The sequence below is a fragment of the Agrobacterium sp. 22-214-1 genome, from assembly GCF_053522465.1.
Genome location: NZ_JBNWCK010000004.1, coordinates 368,896 through 382,935, shown reverse-complemented (window position 1 = coordinate 382,935; position 14,040 = coordinate 368,896). Strand labels below are relative to the sequence as shown.

General features: G+C 59.6%; 11 protein-coding genes. 8 read left to right on the top strand and 3 right to left on the bottom strand.

The features are described from left to right. Positions 1–298 precede the first annotated feature (298 nt). The 3 genes from ACQZ5G_RS17825 to ACQZ5G_RS17815 are packed head-to-tail and all read right to left on the bottom strand — an operon-like array spanning position 299 to position 3,311. Positions 299–1,567, bottom strand: a complete 1,269-nt coding sequence (locus ACQZ5G_RS17825; RefSeq protein WP_448739301.1) for an LLM class flavin-dependent oxidoreductase — start codon at positions 1,565–1,567, stop codon at positions 299–301. A gap of 20 nt (positions 1,568–1,587) precedes the next feature. After that, on the bottom strand, positions 1,588–2,610 hold the full coding sequence (locus ACQZ5G_RS17820; protein ID WP_448739300.1) for an LLM class flavin-dependent oxidoreductase: 1,023 nt from the start codon (positions 2,608–2,610) through the stop codon (positions 1,588–1,590). Continuing rightward, complete coding sequence (locus ACQZ5G_RS17815; protein ID WP_448739299.1) at positions 2,607–3,311, bottom strand: GNAT family N-acetyltransferase; 705 nt, start codon at positions 3,309–3,311, stop codon at positions 2,607–2,609. Before ACQZ5G_RS17815 ends, ACQZ5G_RS17820 begins: the two co-directional genes overlap by 4 nt. 236 nt (positions 3,312–3,547) lie before the next feature. On the opposite strand from ACQZ5G_RS17815, the gene ACQZ5G_RS17810 reads away from it, so the two are divergent. The 8 genes from ACQZ5G_RS17810 (at position 3,548) to ACQZ5G_RS17775 (ending at position 14,028) form a co-directional block, all read left to right on the top strand. Then, entirely contained in the window at positions 3,548–4,549 is a 1,002-nt protein-coding gene (locus ACQZ5G_RS17810; RefSeq protein WP_448739298.1) for an MsnO8 family LLM class oxidoreductase, read from the top strand. 29 nt (positions 4,550–4,578) lie between these two features. After that, positions 4,579–6,216, top strand: a complete 1,638-nt coding sequence (locus ACQZ5G_RS17805; protein WP_448739297.1) for an ABC transporter substrate-binding protein — start codon at positions 4,579–4,581, stop codon at positions 6,214–6,216. A gap of 37 nt (positions 6,217–6,253) precedes the next feature. Continuing rightward, complete coding sequence (locus ACQZ5G_RS17800) at positions 6,254–7,876, top strand: ABC transporter substrate-binding protein (RefSeq protein ID WP_448739296.1); 1,623 nt, start codon at positions 6,254–6,256, stop codon at positions 7,874–7,876. Positions 7,877–7,915: 39 nt separating this feature from the next. After that, positions 7,916–8,932, top strand: a complete 1,017-nt coding sequence (locus ACQZ5G_RS17795) for an ABC transporter permease (protein WP_448739295.1) — start codon at positions 7,916–7,918, stop codon at positions 8,930–8,932. Next, complete coding sequence (locus tag ACQZ5G_RS17790; protein WP_448739294.1) at positions 8,929–9,795, top strand: ABC transporter permease; 867 nt, start codon at positions 8,929–8,931, stop codon at positions 9,793–9,795. The genes ACQZ5G_RS17795 and ACQZ5G_RS17790 overlap by 4 nt, the downstream gene beginning before the upstream one ends. Further along, the gene (locus ACQZ5G_RS17785) at positions 9,792–11,438 is read left to right on the top strand and encodes a dipeptide ABC transporter ATP-binding protein (protein ID WP_448739293.1); all 1,647 of its coding nucleotides are present in this window, start codon (positions 9,792–9,794) and stop codon (positions 11,436–11,438) included. Before ACQZ5G_RS17790 ends, ACQZ5G_RS17785 begins: the two co-directional genes overlap by 4 nt. Before the next feature lie 60 nt (positions 11,439–11,498). After that, positions 11,499–12,821, top strand: a complete 1,323-nt coding sequence (locus ACQZ5G_RS17780; protein WP_448739292.1) for an NtaA/DmoA family FMN-dependent monooxygenase — start codon at positions 11,499–11,501, stop codon at positions 12,819–12,821. A gap of 199 nt (positions 12,822–13,020) precedes the next feature. Next, entirely contained in the window at positions 13,021–14,028 is a 1,008-nt protein-coding gene (locus tag ACQZ5G_RS17775) for a sugar ABC transporter substrate-binding protein (RefSeq protein ID WP_003524143.1), read from the top strand. Positions 14,029–14,040 lie beyond the last annotated feature (12 nt).

Here is a 14,040-nt window from a genome sequence, read left to right as displayed (position 1 = left end):
GTTGCACTCGCGACGGGGTTTGTTGTTTCTGGACTCATGATATCGGGCCCGCCGTCAGGGAAAAACTAGGCCGCTGATCACAAAGCCAATTCCACAATCAGCAGATGCGAAGCAGGGGGGACTGGCTGCAAGACAATATTGGGTCGCTACCTGCATGTCGAAAAAGCACGAGCATTTGGCGGTGCGCTTTTTTGAGCAGACGCGCCGGCAGGTTTGAAAATAAAACCGCCTGCCAGCCGTCCCCGATATTGGCGATCGCCATTCGGTTTCACGGAATGCTCGGGGACCGAAGCGAGGATCAGTGCACGGCGAGGCCGAGATTACCTCGCAGTGTCTGCGTTTGATAATCTTTTCGGTAGACGCCCCATTCCTGAAGATAGGGAATGACCTTGTCGACGAATTCATCGAAGCCTGTTGGCGTGAGATGCGGGGCGAACACGAAGCCGTCAGCGGCGTTTTGCTGAACGTAATTATTGATCTGCCTCGCTACCGTTTCCGGCGTGCCGACGAAATGCTGGCGTGCTGTCACCTTGATGATGAGCTGCCGAATGCTCAGTTTCTCCCGCTTGGCGATTTCCCGCCAGGTGCGGGCAGTCTCAAGCCGGTTATCGACGCGGCTCGCGCGTCCCTGAGCAAGGGCGGGAGAGGACACTTCGGGATCGATCTCGGGTAGCGGTCCGTCGGGATCGTAAGAGGACAGATCCTGGTTCCACACCTGCTCCAGAAAAACGATCGCGTTTTTCGGGCTCACCTGCTGCAGGCGAATGGCGCGCTGTCGTTCCTCTGCGTCTTCCTGGCTGTTGCCGAGAACGAAAGCGGCACCCGGCAATATTTTGAGGTCGCCAGCGGCGCGGCCATATCTGGGAAGCCGAGCCTTGACATCCCGGTAGAACGCCTGTCCATCCTCGAGTGTGCCGTGGCGGGAATAGATGACATCCGCGTGGCTGGCCGCCAGTTCGCGGCCGGTCTCGGAATCTCCGGCCTGCGCAATCACGGGTCCACCCTGCGGGGAGAGCGGCAGACCGGAACGACCGGCAATATCAAAGTGCTTTGATTTGAAAGCGAAATCGTGACCTTTCCAGATCGCCCGCGCCGCCTCGATGAATTCTTTTGCGCGCTCATAACGCTCTGCAAACGGCAAATGGTCGCCCCTGCGGAAATTCGCGCCCGTAAAGGCGCCAGGCGAGGTGACGACGTTCCAGCCGGCACGACCGTTGGAAAGCACATCGAGCGTGGCAAGCTGGCGGGCGAGCGGATAGGGTTCATTGAAGGTGGTGGTGAGCGTTCCGATGAGGCCGACATTACGGGTGACGGCGGCTATCGCCGTCAGGATTGCCAGGGTGTTCGGTCGTCCCACGACATCCAGTTCATGGAAACGGCCCTTCTGCTCGCGCACCCGAAGCCCTTCTGCAAGGAAGATGAAATCCAGTTTTCCCCTTTCGACCGTTTCGGCGAAATGCCTGAAAGACGAAAACGCGATCTGGCTGCCGGCTGCCGGATCGCTCCAGATCGTAAAGTTATTGACGCCCGGAAACTGGGCTCCGATGATGACTTGTTTTTTCGACATGATGTTATTTCCGATGGCGTTCAGGCGGCCGCAACGACGTAGCGGTTCGTGGCAGCAGGCAGGGAAAGACGTTCGCGCAGGGTCGATCCCCGCCGTGCCTGGACAAGGCCGGCATTCCGAATTGCCGGCAGGACATGCTCCACCAGAGGTGTCAGGTCCCGTTCAGGTTCGCGGGGCAGGAAGCGGATACCGTCCAGACCGGCGCTTGCCAATGTACGCGCGGTGGTGATCGCGGTCTCCACATCAGCGACCCATTGAGGGGTCGTGTCTTTTCCAGACGAGTCGGCTCCAAATTCGACATCGGCAAAAAGCCGCAGCTCCGGATATTCGGATTTGATACCTTGCGCCAGCGATGAGAGATCGCGGTCGCTTGCGCACAAAAAGGCGAGGTCGATGTCGGAAGCCAGAGGGGCGCTGTTTTCCGGTTCCACGATGGAGGCTATAACGGGTTGGCCCTGTGGTGGCCGCGGTGTGATTGATGGGCCGAGGATGTTGAAATTCGCACCCCTGAAATCGACATGGCGCAATTTTGCGCCGTCGATGAAGCGCTGGCTTTCCTGATCGCGGATGACAGCGTCATCTTCCCAACTGTCCCAGAGCCGGCGGATGACGTCTATCGCTTCGCCGAAATCCCGTTCGAGCGCCTGACGGTTGTTTTCCGGATAGCCATTATGCCCCCCGGTCGCGCGTCTTGCCGCAGCCGCCCGCCTGCCCTCAAGCGGTTGCGCAAGGAGGCCGGCGCGACCTTCGGTGACGTAGTCGAGTGTGGCGATGGCAGTCGATACATGGAAGGGCTCAAGGACGTTGATCGGCGCACCGGCAAGGATGCCGGCGTGTCTAGTTCGGGCGCCAAGCCAGTTTGCGAACAATATGGCATCGAGACCATCGCCTGTGCGGAGCGCAAAGCGGTCTTCGAGGGTGATGAGGTCGAAACCTTCATCAAGTCGCTGAAGAAGACCGTCCGACTTGCTGTCCTGCGCAAGCACATCCTGCGAAGGAAGGCCGAGCTCTATGGCCAAATGAAAATGCGTCGCGAAAGTCATGTCGCACTCCTGACTGAAGTTTGAGCCGTAATGCCGGAAAGCACACCCTGATATGATAGTCCGTCGAGGCCGGCTTCGGCCTGTGCTGCACCGTGCCCGGCAAAGCGTGCCAGGATCTTCGCCTCCTGTCCTTCCTTCAACGCCTTCACCCGCAGGGTCGCCTCTTCGAAGGAGGAGGCCGGAGGGTAGACCGGTGTGTTTCCTTTCTGCCCGGCTCTGGCGCCGATGTATTTTTCGAAAGGAAGGGAACGATAGAGTTGCGGATCGGCGGCGGTGTCAAAAAGCGGGCGATATCCGAGGCTCAGGTAAAGTGCGACGGCTTCAGGCTGGCGGAACCCGGTCGAGAGATACGTACGGGTATAGCCAAGCGCTGCGGCGCTCTCTTCAAGAGCCGACATGATGGTGCGGGCAAGCCCTTGCCGCCGCAATGAAGGGTCCGTCCATATCCGCTTTATTTCCGCCGTCTCGTCGTCGTGGCTCATGAAGGCGCCGCCGGCAATGGTTTTCCCATCCCTTTGCAGCAAGAGGAGATCGCCCAGCGGTGGAGAATAGAGCCCTTCAGGATAGCGGAATATCTCGCCGCGAGCGCCGCCCGGGCGATCCCTTGTGCCATATCGCCCGTCATATTCGCTGATCAGGCCTTCGATGAGGGGTTGGGTTGAAGGGTGAAGGAGTGAGGAGTGGATGATGACATCGGGCATGGATCGTCTCGCTTGGGCACGATAGCCGGCTGTCCGGGCGGTGTTTATCAGGCGGGATTTTTCGGACGCCTGCACCGGCCTCAGCCGCGGGCAGAAGCATGGCGCAGGGCAAGCCGCTTTGGCGCGGCATGATCTTTTATTGTGCAATTGAATAAGGAAATATCGTTGCTCGATTATTTATGACACTAAAAATATAGATTTTGTCAAATTAATGAAGCGTTCTGCAGGGAGTATCCATGACCTTTGGTTTGAGTTTTCTCGACAAGAGCCCGATTCATCAGGATGAGAGCGCCGCAGCGGCGCTACGAAGAACTGTGGCCCTTGCGCAAAAAGCCGAGGCGAACGGCTTCCTCCGCTTCTGGGTTGCCGAGCATCATAACTCGCCGAAACTGGCGAGCTCGTCTCCCGAAGTGCTGATCGGTTTCCTGTTGGCTCAGACGCAGCGGATCAATATCGGGTCCGGCGGCGTCATGCTGCAGCATTACAGCGCCTATAAGGTCGCCGAAAACTTCAAGCTGCTTTCCGCTCTGGCGCCGGACCGTGTCGATCTCGGCATCGGCAAGGCGCCGGGCGGACTTCCGCTGTCAACGCGTGCCCTTCAGGGCGCCTATGATCCGACGCGCAAGCCCTCCTTCGAACGGCAGCTCGAGGATCTCGACCGGTTTGTCCGTGACGAAAAGGCCGGCAACGCGGATGAAGACAAGCTTGCAGCCTACCCCCTGCCGCCTTCGCCGCCAAACCGCTTCCTGCTTGGGGCGAGCCCGGAAAGTGCCCGGCTTGCCGGCAGGCTGGGATGGAACTTCGTTTACGCCGGCCACATCCATGGCAGTGAGGCCGCGATTTCGGAGGCGCTGAACGCGTTCCGGGACGCGGGCGGCAAATATGCGGTTCTGGCGGTCGCCGTGGTGGTGGCGGAAACCGATCAGGCTGCAGAGGCGCATGCGGTCGAAGGCCGCCGCTTTCGTGTCGAGGTCGAGGGCGGACAGGGCGTGAACGTTGGAAGTGAGGAGCAGGCACTGGAATATGTCCGGCAGGCAGGCGCCACGCATTATCGCATCGAAGAGCGCAGCCCACTGATCCTTCGCGGTTCTCCATCCACGGTCCGTGCCGAATTGCTTCGGCTTCATCAACATTTCAGCATCGACGAGTTCATCGTGGAGTGCCCCGTTTCCGAAGGCGCGCACCGCCTGAAGACGATCGAATATCTGGCTGCGGCCAGTCGCGCTCTCGCCGCATGAAGACAGTCGTTGGGCACAGGGGATTAGATATGGTAACCAGACGTCATTTCATTCTGGCAACGAGTGCCGCGGCTATTTTTGCCAGCAGCCGGGTTGCTTTCGGTGCGGGCAAGGCCACGCAGACGCCGACAAGCGGCGGTTCGCTAACCTGGGCTGTGGAGACCGAGCCGAGCACGCTCAATCCGCATCTCAACGGGCAGGCCAAGGCGAAGCTCATTCTGCGCAACGCCTATGAATCGCTTCTGGCCCGTACGCCGGACGGCGGTTATGCGCCATGGCTGGCCAAGAGCTATTCTGTCTCCGAGGATGGCAAGCAATACACTTTCATCTTGCGCGACGACGTGACCTTCAGCGACGGCGAGACGTTCAATGCCGCCGCGGTCGCGCTCAACTTCACCAAGCTGAAAGAGCCGACTTATTCCGGCAGTATCAGCGCCGGTCATCTGTCCCATGTTACCGAAGCGCTTGCCGTGGATGAGTATACCGTCGTCCTTAAGCTCGGGCGCGTTTATGCGCCTTTCCTCGACGGCGCCTCCGGTATCGAAATTCTGTCGCCGCGGGCTTTCTCCTCGCCGCAACTGAAATCCGGAGGTGTGGGTATCGCCGGCACCGGGCCGTTTGTTCTCGACCGCTACGTCAAGGGTCAGGAAATCCGCTTTGTCAGAAATCCCGCTTACAACTGGGCACCGGCAACCGCCGGTCATCAGGGACCGGCCTATCTGGATGAGGTGATCTATCGATTTCTGCCGGAATCCGCCGTGCGTAGCGGCGCCCTGTCTTCCGGACAGGTGCAGGTGATCGAGGGAATTCCGGGCAACGATGCCGGTCTGTTTCGGGACGATCCGGAATTTTCCTATCAGACGGCTATTAACACCGGCACACCCTATACGCTTTATCTCAACGTCAACCAAGAGCCGACCGCCGATCTCAAAGTGCGCAAGGCTTTCCAGGCGGCGGTGGACGTGGACCAGATCCTGCAGGCGGTCTATCGCGGTGAGCGTCGGCGCGCGTGGGGTATTCTTACCCCGGCGGATACCGATTTTTACGACAGGAGTATCGAAAAGGCCTACGGTTTCAATCCGAAGCTCGCCAACGACCTGCTCGACGAAGCCGGCTGGTCCGCCCGCGATGGCGATGGTTTCCGCGTGAAGGATGGCAAGCGATTGACGATAGAGGTCGTACAATCGCAGTCGACGGTACGTGACCAGCGCGACATTCTTCTGCAGGCGGTACAGGCACAGGTTCGCCAGCATGCCGGGATCGATCTCGCATTGCAGTATGTTGATGCGGGAACCTATTCCAGCCGTCAGAAAGATGGTCAGTACGGCATCATCCCGAATTCGACGACGACACAGGAAAACGGCGTCACCATCTATTTCCATTACCTGCCGCGCGACAAGGGCGGATCCATCAATTACAGCCGCACTGAAGCGCCGGAAATATCCGCTTGGCTGGACGAGGCAGCCTCGACGCTGGATCAGCAAAAGCGGTTCGAAATCTACGCGAAATTGCAGCGTTACGCGATCCTGGAGCAGGCGCTCGGCCTGCCGCTTTATGTGCCCGATGATCAGATCGCGGCCGCAGTCGCGGTCAAGGACGTCGGTTTCAGACCTTTCAAACGCCTTCCCGACAACGCCTACGATATCTGGCTTCAGCAGAACGCCTGATCTGTCGGCGATTCAATATTTTTAATGGAGTTTAAGCATGCTCAATCGCAGACAGTTCGTCGTTGGCGGCACCGCTTTGCTGGCAATCTCGGCCTTCCCGGTCCTCTCGCTTGCGCAAGACGCCAAACCGGTCAATGGCGGCGCATTGACCTGGGGTGTGGAGACTGAACCCGCAACCCTCAATCCGCAACTGAACGGCCAGGACAAGACCAAGCTCTTGTTGCGAAACGCCTATGAATCGCTGCTGGCGCGCACGGCGGAAGGTGGATATGTGCCATGGCTCGCAACGGGCCACAGCATTTCCGAGGACGGCAGGACCTATACGTTCAAGCTACGCGACGATGTTACCTTCACCGACGGCCAGAAATTCGATGCGCAGGCGGTCATCGCCAATTTCGAAAAACTCAAAGATCCCGCTTATTCCACCAGCGTCAGTGCCGGCCCGGTTTCGCGCATAGCCGAGCTTAAGGCCGTCGACGACCATACCGTATCCTTCACGCTAAAAGACGTATACGCGCCCTTCCTCGATTATGTCGCCGGCCTCGAAATCCTGTCACCGGCGGCCTTTTCATCGTCGCAAATCAAGTCTGGCGGGTCGGAGGTTGCAGGAACCGGCCCCTTCATTCTCAAGCGTTACGTCAAGGGCCAGGAAATCCAGTTCGAAAAGAACCAGGCTTATAATTGGGCGCCACAGACCGCCAAACATCAGGGCCCGGCCTATCTCGACCAGATAACCTATCGGTTCCTTCCGGAATCATCGGTAAGAACCGGTGCCCTGACGTCCGGACAGATTGATGTGATCGAAGGGATTTCGGGTAACGACGCGGCTCTCTTCAAGGACAATCCGGACTTCACCTATCAGACGGCGCTCAATACGGGCACGCCATATTCGCTTTTCCTCAATGTCACCTGGGGTCCGACGCAGGATGTCAAGGTGCGTAAGGCGCTCCTTGCCTCGCTCGATATCGACAGGATCCTGCAGGCTGTTTATCGCGGCGAACGCACGCGCGCCTGGGGCATCACCTCGCCAATCGATCCGCAATTTTATGACAAGAGCATAGAGAAGACCTATGGCGCGGATGCAGGCGTCGCCAACAGGCTTCTCGATGAAGCGGGCTGGGTCGAAAAGGACGCGGAAGGCTTCCGAACCAAGGATGGCAAGCGGCTGACCATCGATGTCGTGCAGGCGCAGGCTACGGTGCGCGACCAGCGCGACGTTCTGCTGCAGGCGTTGCAGGCTCAGGCGCGGCAGGTAGCGGGTATCGACCTTGCCATCAACTATGTCGATGCCGGGACCTATACGGATCGCCGCAAGACCGGTCAGTTCGGGTCGATTGCCAATTCCAACACGCCGACGGATGCGATCGACATTGAATATCATTACCTGCCGCTTCAGAAGGGCGGCACCATCAATTACAGCAGGGCCGAAGCGCCGGAGTTGGCGCAATGGCTGAACGAGGCCGCATCGACCCTCGATCAGAAAAAACGTTTCGAGATTTATGCGAAGCTGCAGCGTTTCGCGATCCTCGATCAGGCTTATGCCATTCCGCTCTACGAGCCTGAAGACCAGGTTGCTGCCGCAAGTTACGTGAAGGGCATCACCTTCCGGCCTTTCAAGCAATTGCCGGAAAATGCCTATGACCTGTGGCGCAGCGAGTAATTTTCCCGGCTGGTGAAACAACAACGGAGGGTGGACGCCATGAGCGCTGACAATGTGACATCGCTGGGACAGGTGCCCGCGTCCCTTTTCTGCCGTGGCCGCTTCCGACGGCGAAGCGGCCTGCTGTTTCAGGTTCTCGGCCGCGTCGGCTCGGGCATACTCGTCCTTTGGGCAGCGGTGACGCTGAGTTTCATCAGCATACAGCTTGCGCCCGGCGACATTGTCAGCCTGCTGATCGGCGAACAGATTCGCACACCCGAAATTGAAGCCGCCATCCGCGCCGAATGGGGACTGGATCAGTCCATTCCCGACCAGTACGTAGCCTATCTGACGCGATTGCTGCACGGCGATTTCGGGCGGTCCTATATCCTGCAGACCGATATATCGAGCCTTGTTGCAACACAGATGTTGCCGACCCTGAAGTTGACCGCCGCCGCTCTTGCGGTCGCTATAATCTTCGCGGTTGCAAGTGCCGTTTTCACCGCCGGCAAACCCATCTCGCGCAGCATTGCCGGTGGCCTCGAGCTAACGCTGATCTCCACGCCGACATTCTGGCTGGGCATCCTGCTGCTTTACGTCTTTTCATTCACCTTCAAGATTTTCCCCGTCTCCGGCGACCGGAACCTGTCGGCGCTGGTGCTTCCGGCCCTGTCGCTTGGCCTGTCGCTTGGGGCCGTGCTCGGGCAGGTGCTGCGGGAAGGTATGGAGCGCGCGCTTGAGGAACCTTTTGCGCTGACGGTTCGTAGCTGGGGTGCAAGCAATCTTGTTCTCAGGCTGCGCCACGGCCTGCGCCATGCGGCACTGCCGACGGTGACCCTTGCCGGCTGGCTGGTCGGCAATCTTTTGTCCGGCGCCGTCATCACCGAAGCGGTGTTCGGACGTCCGGGCCTCGGGCGGATAACAGTCGACGCCGTTCTTGCACATGACATGCCGGTGGTCCTGGCGGTCGCCATCCTGTCCGCACTCATCTACGTGGTGATGAGCACGCTCGTCGATGTCCTTTACCTGCTGCTCGATCCCAGATTGCGCAGTGAGGGTGGGAGGAGCAAGCCATGAGCATTTCCTTCGACACTCCGCAATCGGCGACCGGCCGTTTGCGGCAGCTCGTACTATTGGCAAGGCCTGGCCTGACATTGTCGTCGTTGTTTCTGCTGCTCGTGGCGACGGCGACCATCTGGCCGCATTTTGTGACCGCCGCCGATCCCTTGCTGGCAGACCCGCTGCAGGCACAACTGCCGCCTTCGGTAGAACATTGGTTCGGGACCGATCATCTGGGCCGCGATGTCTTTTCGCGGGTGGTCTACGGCGCACGCTATTCGATCCTGATCGGTGTCAGTGCGATCGCCATCGCCGCGCTGGCCGGTTCCCTTCTCGGGCTTGTCGCCGGTCTTGCGCGCGGCGCGGTCGATGAACTCATATCGCGGTTTCTCGATGTCGTATCGTCGTTCCCGGATCTGCTTCTGGCGCTGGTGCTGATTTCGTTCACCGGGCCGGGAACGGTCAACCTCATCTTCGCGCTCGGTGTCGCATCCGTGCCGCGTTTTGCCCGGGTCGTGCGCGCGCAGACCTTTGTTATTGCCAGGAGCGGCTATGTGGAACAGGCGAAAACCTTCGGTCTCGGCCGTTTCACGCTGGTCACCCGGCATGTTCTGCCACACGCGATAGCCCAGGTTCCCATTCTGGCGACGATTGGCCTCGGCTCGACCATCATTCAGGCGGCGGGCCTCAGCTTTCTGGGCATGGGGCCGCAGCCGCCGACACCGGAATGGGGCGCGATGCTGGCGGAGGCGCGCAATTATCTGCGTGTGGCGTGGTGGATCGGCATCTGGCCGGGCCTTGCCATCACGCTCACCGTCATCGCCATCAGCATTCTGGGAAAACGCTGGCAGCTCGCATTTGAAGGCAGGAGACAGGCATGACGCCGCGGGTGGAAGTGCGCAATCTGAAGATCGGTTTTCCGCGCGGGGATGGTGAGAATACCGTTGTGCACGGGATCGATCTCACCATTCACCGCGGCGAGACTGTCGCGCTTGTCGGGGAATCCGGTTCGGGAAAATCGGTCACGGCCCGTTCCTTGATCGGGCTTGCCGGAAATACCGCCAGGGTGACCGCGGACAGATTCGAGATAGCAGGGGAAAATGTGCTCGGCCATCGCGAAGGCGACTGGCGGCGTCTTCGCGGGCGGAAGATTGGCTTCGTCTTGCAGGATGCGCTGGTCTCGCTCGATCCGTTGCGCCGTATTTCGCAGCAGCTTTCGGATGCTGCAGGTCGCCGGACACTGTTTGCCCGCACTCCGATTAATTTCGACAGTCACGCGCTGTTGCAATCGGTCGGCATTCCCGATCCCGTCCGGCGGTTGCGACAATATCCGCATCAGCTCTCGGGCGGATTGCGGCAGCGTGCCCTGATCGCGACGGCGATCGCCCGCAATCCGTCGCTGCTGATCGCCGATGAGCCGACCACGGCGCTTGATGCGACGGTGCAGAAGCAGATACTCGACCTCCTGGCCGAACGCCGGAAAGCCGGGCACACCCTGCTGTTGATCAGCCATGATCTGGCGGTGGTTTCACGTCTTGCCGACCGCGTTCTCGTGATGAATGAAGGTCGTATCGTCGAGGAGGGGGCAACGCAAGAGTTGCTGCGCCAGCCGAAACACCCCTATACGCGTCAACTGCTTGATGCCGTGCCGTCGGCCGGATCGAAGGGCTATCGGCTTTCGGCAGCGGTGCTGCCGCCGGCTGACGGCGGAGGAACGTCAATTTCGCAACGCGTGCCGCTCCCGCCCAGGACCGTTCATCCGGGCAAGCATGTGCTTTCCGTGCGCAATCTCGTCAAGCACTACGGCGGGCCGGAAAATGCGCCTGTCGTCAACGATGTATCCTTCGATCTTTCGGCGGGGGAAGCGCTCGGTATCGTGGGCGAATCCGGTTCCGGAAAAACCACCGTGGCCAAAATGGTTCTGGGGCTTGTTGAACCCGAACATGGCGAGGTTTTTATCGAGGGGCGGCCATGGAGCAATATTGCCGAGAGCCTGCGCAAATCCCGCCGTAGCAGCATGCAGTTGATTGCCCAGGATGCCTTCAGCTCCTTTGATCCGCGTTATACGGTCGAAAAGATCGTTGGCGAGAGCCTCGATGTCACTGGCCTTCGCGGTGCCGAGCGCCGGGACCGGGTGCTGGAGGTTCTCGAAGCTGTCCGGCTGGGCGGCGATTTTCTGACGCGTTATCCCCGCGAGCTTTCAGGTGGCCAGCGCCAGCGCGTGGCGATCGCCAGGGCATTCGCCCCGCGCCCGCGCCTTCTCGTCGCCGACGAGCCGGTGAGTGCGCTCGACGTTTCCGTCCAGGCCCAGGTTCTCGATCTTCTCGCGGAACTCCAGGCGGCCTCCGGCACGTCGCTGCTGTTCATCTCCCATGATCTCGGCGTCGTGCGTCACCTGACGGACCGGGTGCTGGTCATGAAGGACGGCCGGATCGTCGAAAGCGGGGAGGTCGGCGAGGTATTCTCCGCTCCCCGGCACGGCTACACGCGAAAATTGATCGATGCCGTTCCCGCGCTTGCATGAACCCGCCGTTTGCCTGCCATCCGGCAAGAAACACGAACCAGCATTGAAGAGGAAACGATCATGGCGCTGACCCGCCCCCGACGTCTGAAAACACTCACCGGTGCCAGCAGCGTGGTTGCCGCATCGAACGACCCCGTTGCGACAACCGGCATCAAACGCGCGGTGGAGCTGGCGAAAAAGGCCGAGGCCGAGAAAATCACCGGGCTGTTCACCGCCGATCTTCTCCATATCGATCCTGCCGGACTCGCGGGTACTGCCGGTATTCAGGAACCGATAGTGACCCTGTCGGCGCTCAGTCAGGCGACATCACGGATCGGTTTGATTGCTACGATTTCCACCACGTTCCACCACCCCTATAATCTTGCTCGCCAGATCGGCACGCTGGATCATCTCAGCGGCGGTCGCGCCGGCTGGAACGCGGTTACCTCTTCGGTGGGCGAAGAGAATTTCGGTGAGCAGTTGCCGAGTCCTGAAGAACGCTACGAGCGAGCGGCGGAGTTCATCGAAATCGTCAATGCCCTTTACGATGCCAACGAGCGGGATGCGGCCCAGCGCAAAGCCTCCGGCGCAGTTGCGGTGGATCCCGCCAAATTCCACCCGATCGACTATAATGGGCGATATTTCAGCGTGCAGGGACCGCTCAATGTACCGCCGCTGCCGCAGGGCCGGGCGGTGCTGTTTCAGGCCGGCCAGTCGGAAGCGGGTGTTACCGTCGGCGCCCGTTACGCCGAGGTCGTCTATACGTCGCAGCCGCGTTTCGAAGATGCGGTTACCTTCGCAACCGAACTGCGTCGCCGCGCAACAGCTTTCGGCCGTGCCGGCGGCCTGCCTTTCATCATGAATTCCTTCCATTCGGTCATTGGCGAGTCCGATGCGGATGTCGCGCGCCGGCTGAAGGAAAAACACGAGCGTATCGATTATGAGCAAGGTCGCCTGAAACTCGCCGATATGCTGGGCGGTGACCTCGACCTCTCCGAGCTGCCGCTGGATAAGCCTCTGCCGGATGCGTTGCTGCCGGATGTAACGAGCATCAACCGCCGGCGCGGCCGGGTAGAAGTTTTCCGTCGATATGCCAAACAGGGGCTGTCGTTGCGAGAGCTTATTATCCAGGCACAGGAAACGGGGCACTGGTCGGTAGCGGGTACACCTGAAAAACTCGCCGACGCCATTGAAGAACGCTATCGTGCGGGAATTCTCGATGTGCTCTCTCTTCATGGATTTGGCAATCCCGAGCAGGAGGACCTGCTGGTCAACGGACTTTTGCCGGAACTGCGCCGTCGCGCTGTAATCGATACGGATTATATCGGCGACGACTTCCGCGCCAATCTGCAGCTTCCGGGATTTTCGGCCTCTAACGATGTCATCGGTACACGGACCGCTTAGGTCTTGCGGCAATCAGAACCGGCGGGACAAAGGATAAAAGCCTGATGAAATGAGTTGCGGTTCCGCTTGTTGGCGGAACCCAATCAAACCCATCCGCCGGCTTAAAATTTTTCCGCATCGGCCCGCATTTGGAAAATCCTGTCTGTCGGCGGCAGATTCCATATTTTATTTATGGATTATATCTATTTTGGGGACGCACATGACAGAAGATATTTTCTCTTCCGGGTTCAATCGCCGCAACCTCCTGAAACTGGCGGCGGTCGCTACCGCAGCCGTTGGTACGCAGGCGGTTTCCGGTTCGCGCGCTTTCGCCGAGCAGGAGCTTTCCCTGAAAGGCAAGCGCATCGGCATCAGCGCCACGGGTACGGACCACTTCTTCGATCTGCAGGCCTACAATGCCCAGATCGAGGAAGTGAAGCGTCTCGGCGGAGAACCGATCGCGGTTGACGCCAGCCGCAATGACGGCAAGCTGGTGTCGCAGCTCCAGACGCTGATCGCCCAGAAGCCGGATGCGATCGTGCAGCTTCTGGGAACGCTGAGCGTCATCGATCCCTGGCTGAAAAAAGCGCGCGATGCGGGCATTCCCGTCTTCACTATCGATGTCGGCTCGACCAATTCGCTGAACAACGCCACATCGGATAATTGGGGTATCGGAAAGGATCTGGCGCTGCAGCTCGTTTCCGATATCGGCGGCGAAGGCAATATCGTCGTTTTCAACGGTTTTTATGGTGTGACGCCCTGCGCCATCCGTTATGATCAGCTCGTCAACGTCACGAAGTATTTCCCCAAGGTGAAGATCATCCAGCCGGAACTTCGGGATGTCATTCCGAACACCGTTCAGGACGCCTTTACGCAGATCACCGCAATTTTGAGCAAATATCCGGAAAAGGGCTCGATCAAGGCGATCTGGTCGGCCTGGGATATTCCGCAGCTCGGTGCAACGCAGGCGCTGGTCGCGGCAGGCCGCACGGAAATCAAGACCTATGGTGTTGATGGCAGCCCTGAAGTTCTTCAGCTTGTTGCCGACGCCAATTCTCCCGCTGCAGCCGATGTCGCGCAGCAGCCTGCCGAACTCGGCAGAACGGCGATCCGCAATGTTGCGCGTTATCTGGCGGGCGAAACCCTGCCGCGAGAAACCTATGTTCCAGCCCTTCTGGCGAACAAGGTGAATGTCGGTGAGGTCTCCAAGAAACTCGGCATCGGCTGAGGCACTGACCTG

What these genes read in the sequence shown, in the direction of transcription:
- ACQZ5G_RS17820 (WP_448739300.1), bottom strand. Translation starts at nt 2,610, where the DNA reads ATGACTTTCGCGACGCATTTTCATTTGGCCATAGAGCTCGGCCTTCCT.
- ACQZ5G_RS17785 (WP_448739293.1), top strand. Translation starts at nt 9,792, where the DNA reads ATGACGCCGCGGGTGGAAGTGCGCAATCTGAAGATCGGTTTTCCGCGC.
- ACQZ5G_RS17795 (WP_448739295.1), top strand. Translation starts at nt 7,916, where the DNA reads ATGAGCGCTGACAATGTGACATCGCTGGGACAGGTGCCCGCGTCCCTT.
- ACQZ5G_RS17810 (WP_448739298.1), top strand. Translation starts at nt 3,548, where the DNA reads ATGACCTTTGGTTTGAGTTTTCTCGACAAGAGCCCGATTCATCAGGAT.
- ACQZ5G_RS17825 (WP_448739301.1), bottom strand. Translation starts at nt 1,567, where the DNA reads ATGTCGAAAAAACAAGTCATCATCGGAGCCCAGTTTCCGGGCGTCAAT.
- ACQZ5G_RS17815 (WP_448739299.1), bottom strand. Translation starts at nt 3,311, where the DNA reads ATGCCCGATGTCATCATCCACTCCTCACTCCTTCACCCTTCAACCCAA.
- ACQZ5G_RS17790 (WP_448739294.1), top strand. Translation starts at nt 8,929, where the DNA reads ATGAGCATTTCCTTCGACACTCCGCAATCGGCGACCGGCCGTTTGCGG.
- ACQZ5G_RS17805 (WP_448739297.1), top strand. Translation starts at nt 4,579, where the DNA reads ATGGTAACCAGACGTCATTTCATTCTGGCAACGAGTGCCGCGGCTATT.
- ACQZ5G_RS17775 (WP_003524143.1), top strand. Translation starts at nt 13,021, where the DNA reads ATGACAGAAGATATTTTCTCTTCCGGGTTCAATCGCCGCAACCTCCTG.
- ACQZ5G_RS17780 (WP_448739292.1), top strand. Translation starts at nt 11,499, where the DNA reads ATGGCGCTGACCCGCCCCCGACGTCTGAAAACACTCACCGGTGCCAGC.
- ACQZ5G_RS17800 (WP_448739296.1), top strand. Translation starts at nt 6,254, where the DNA reads ATGCTCAATCGCAGACAGTTCGTCGTTGGCGGCACCGCTTTGCTGGCA.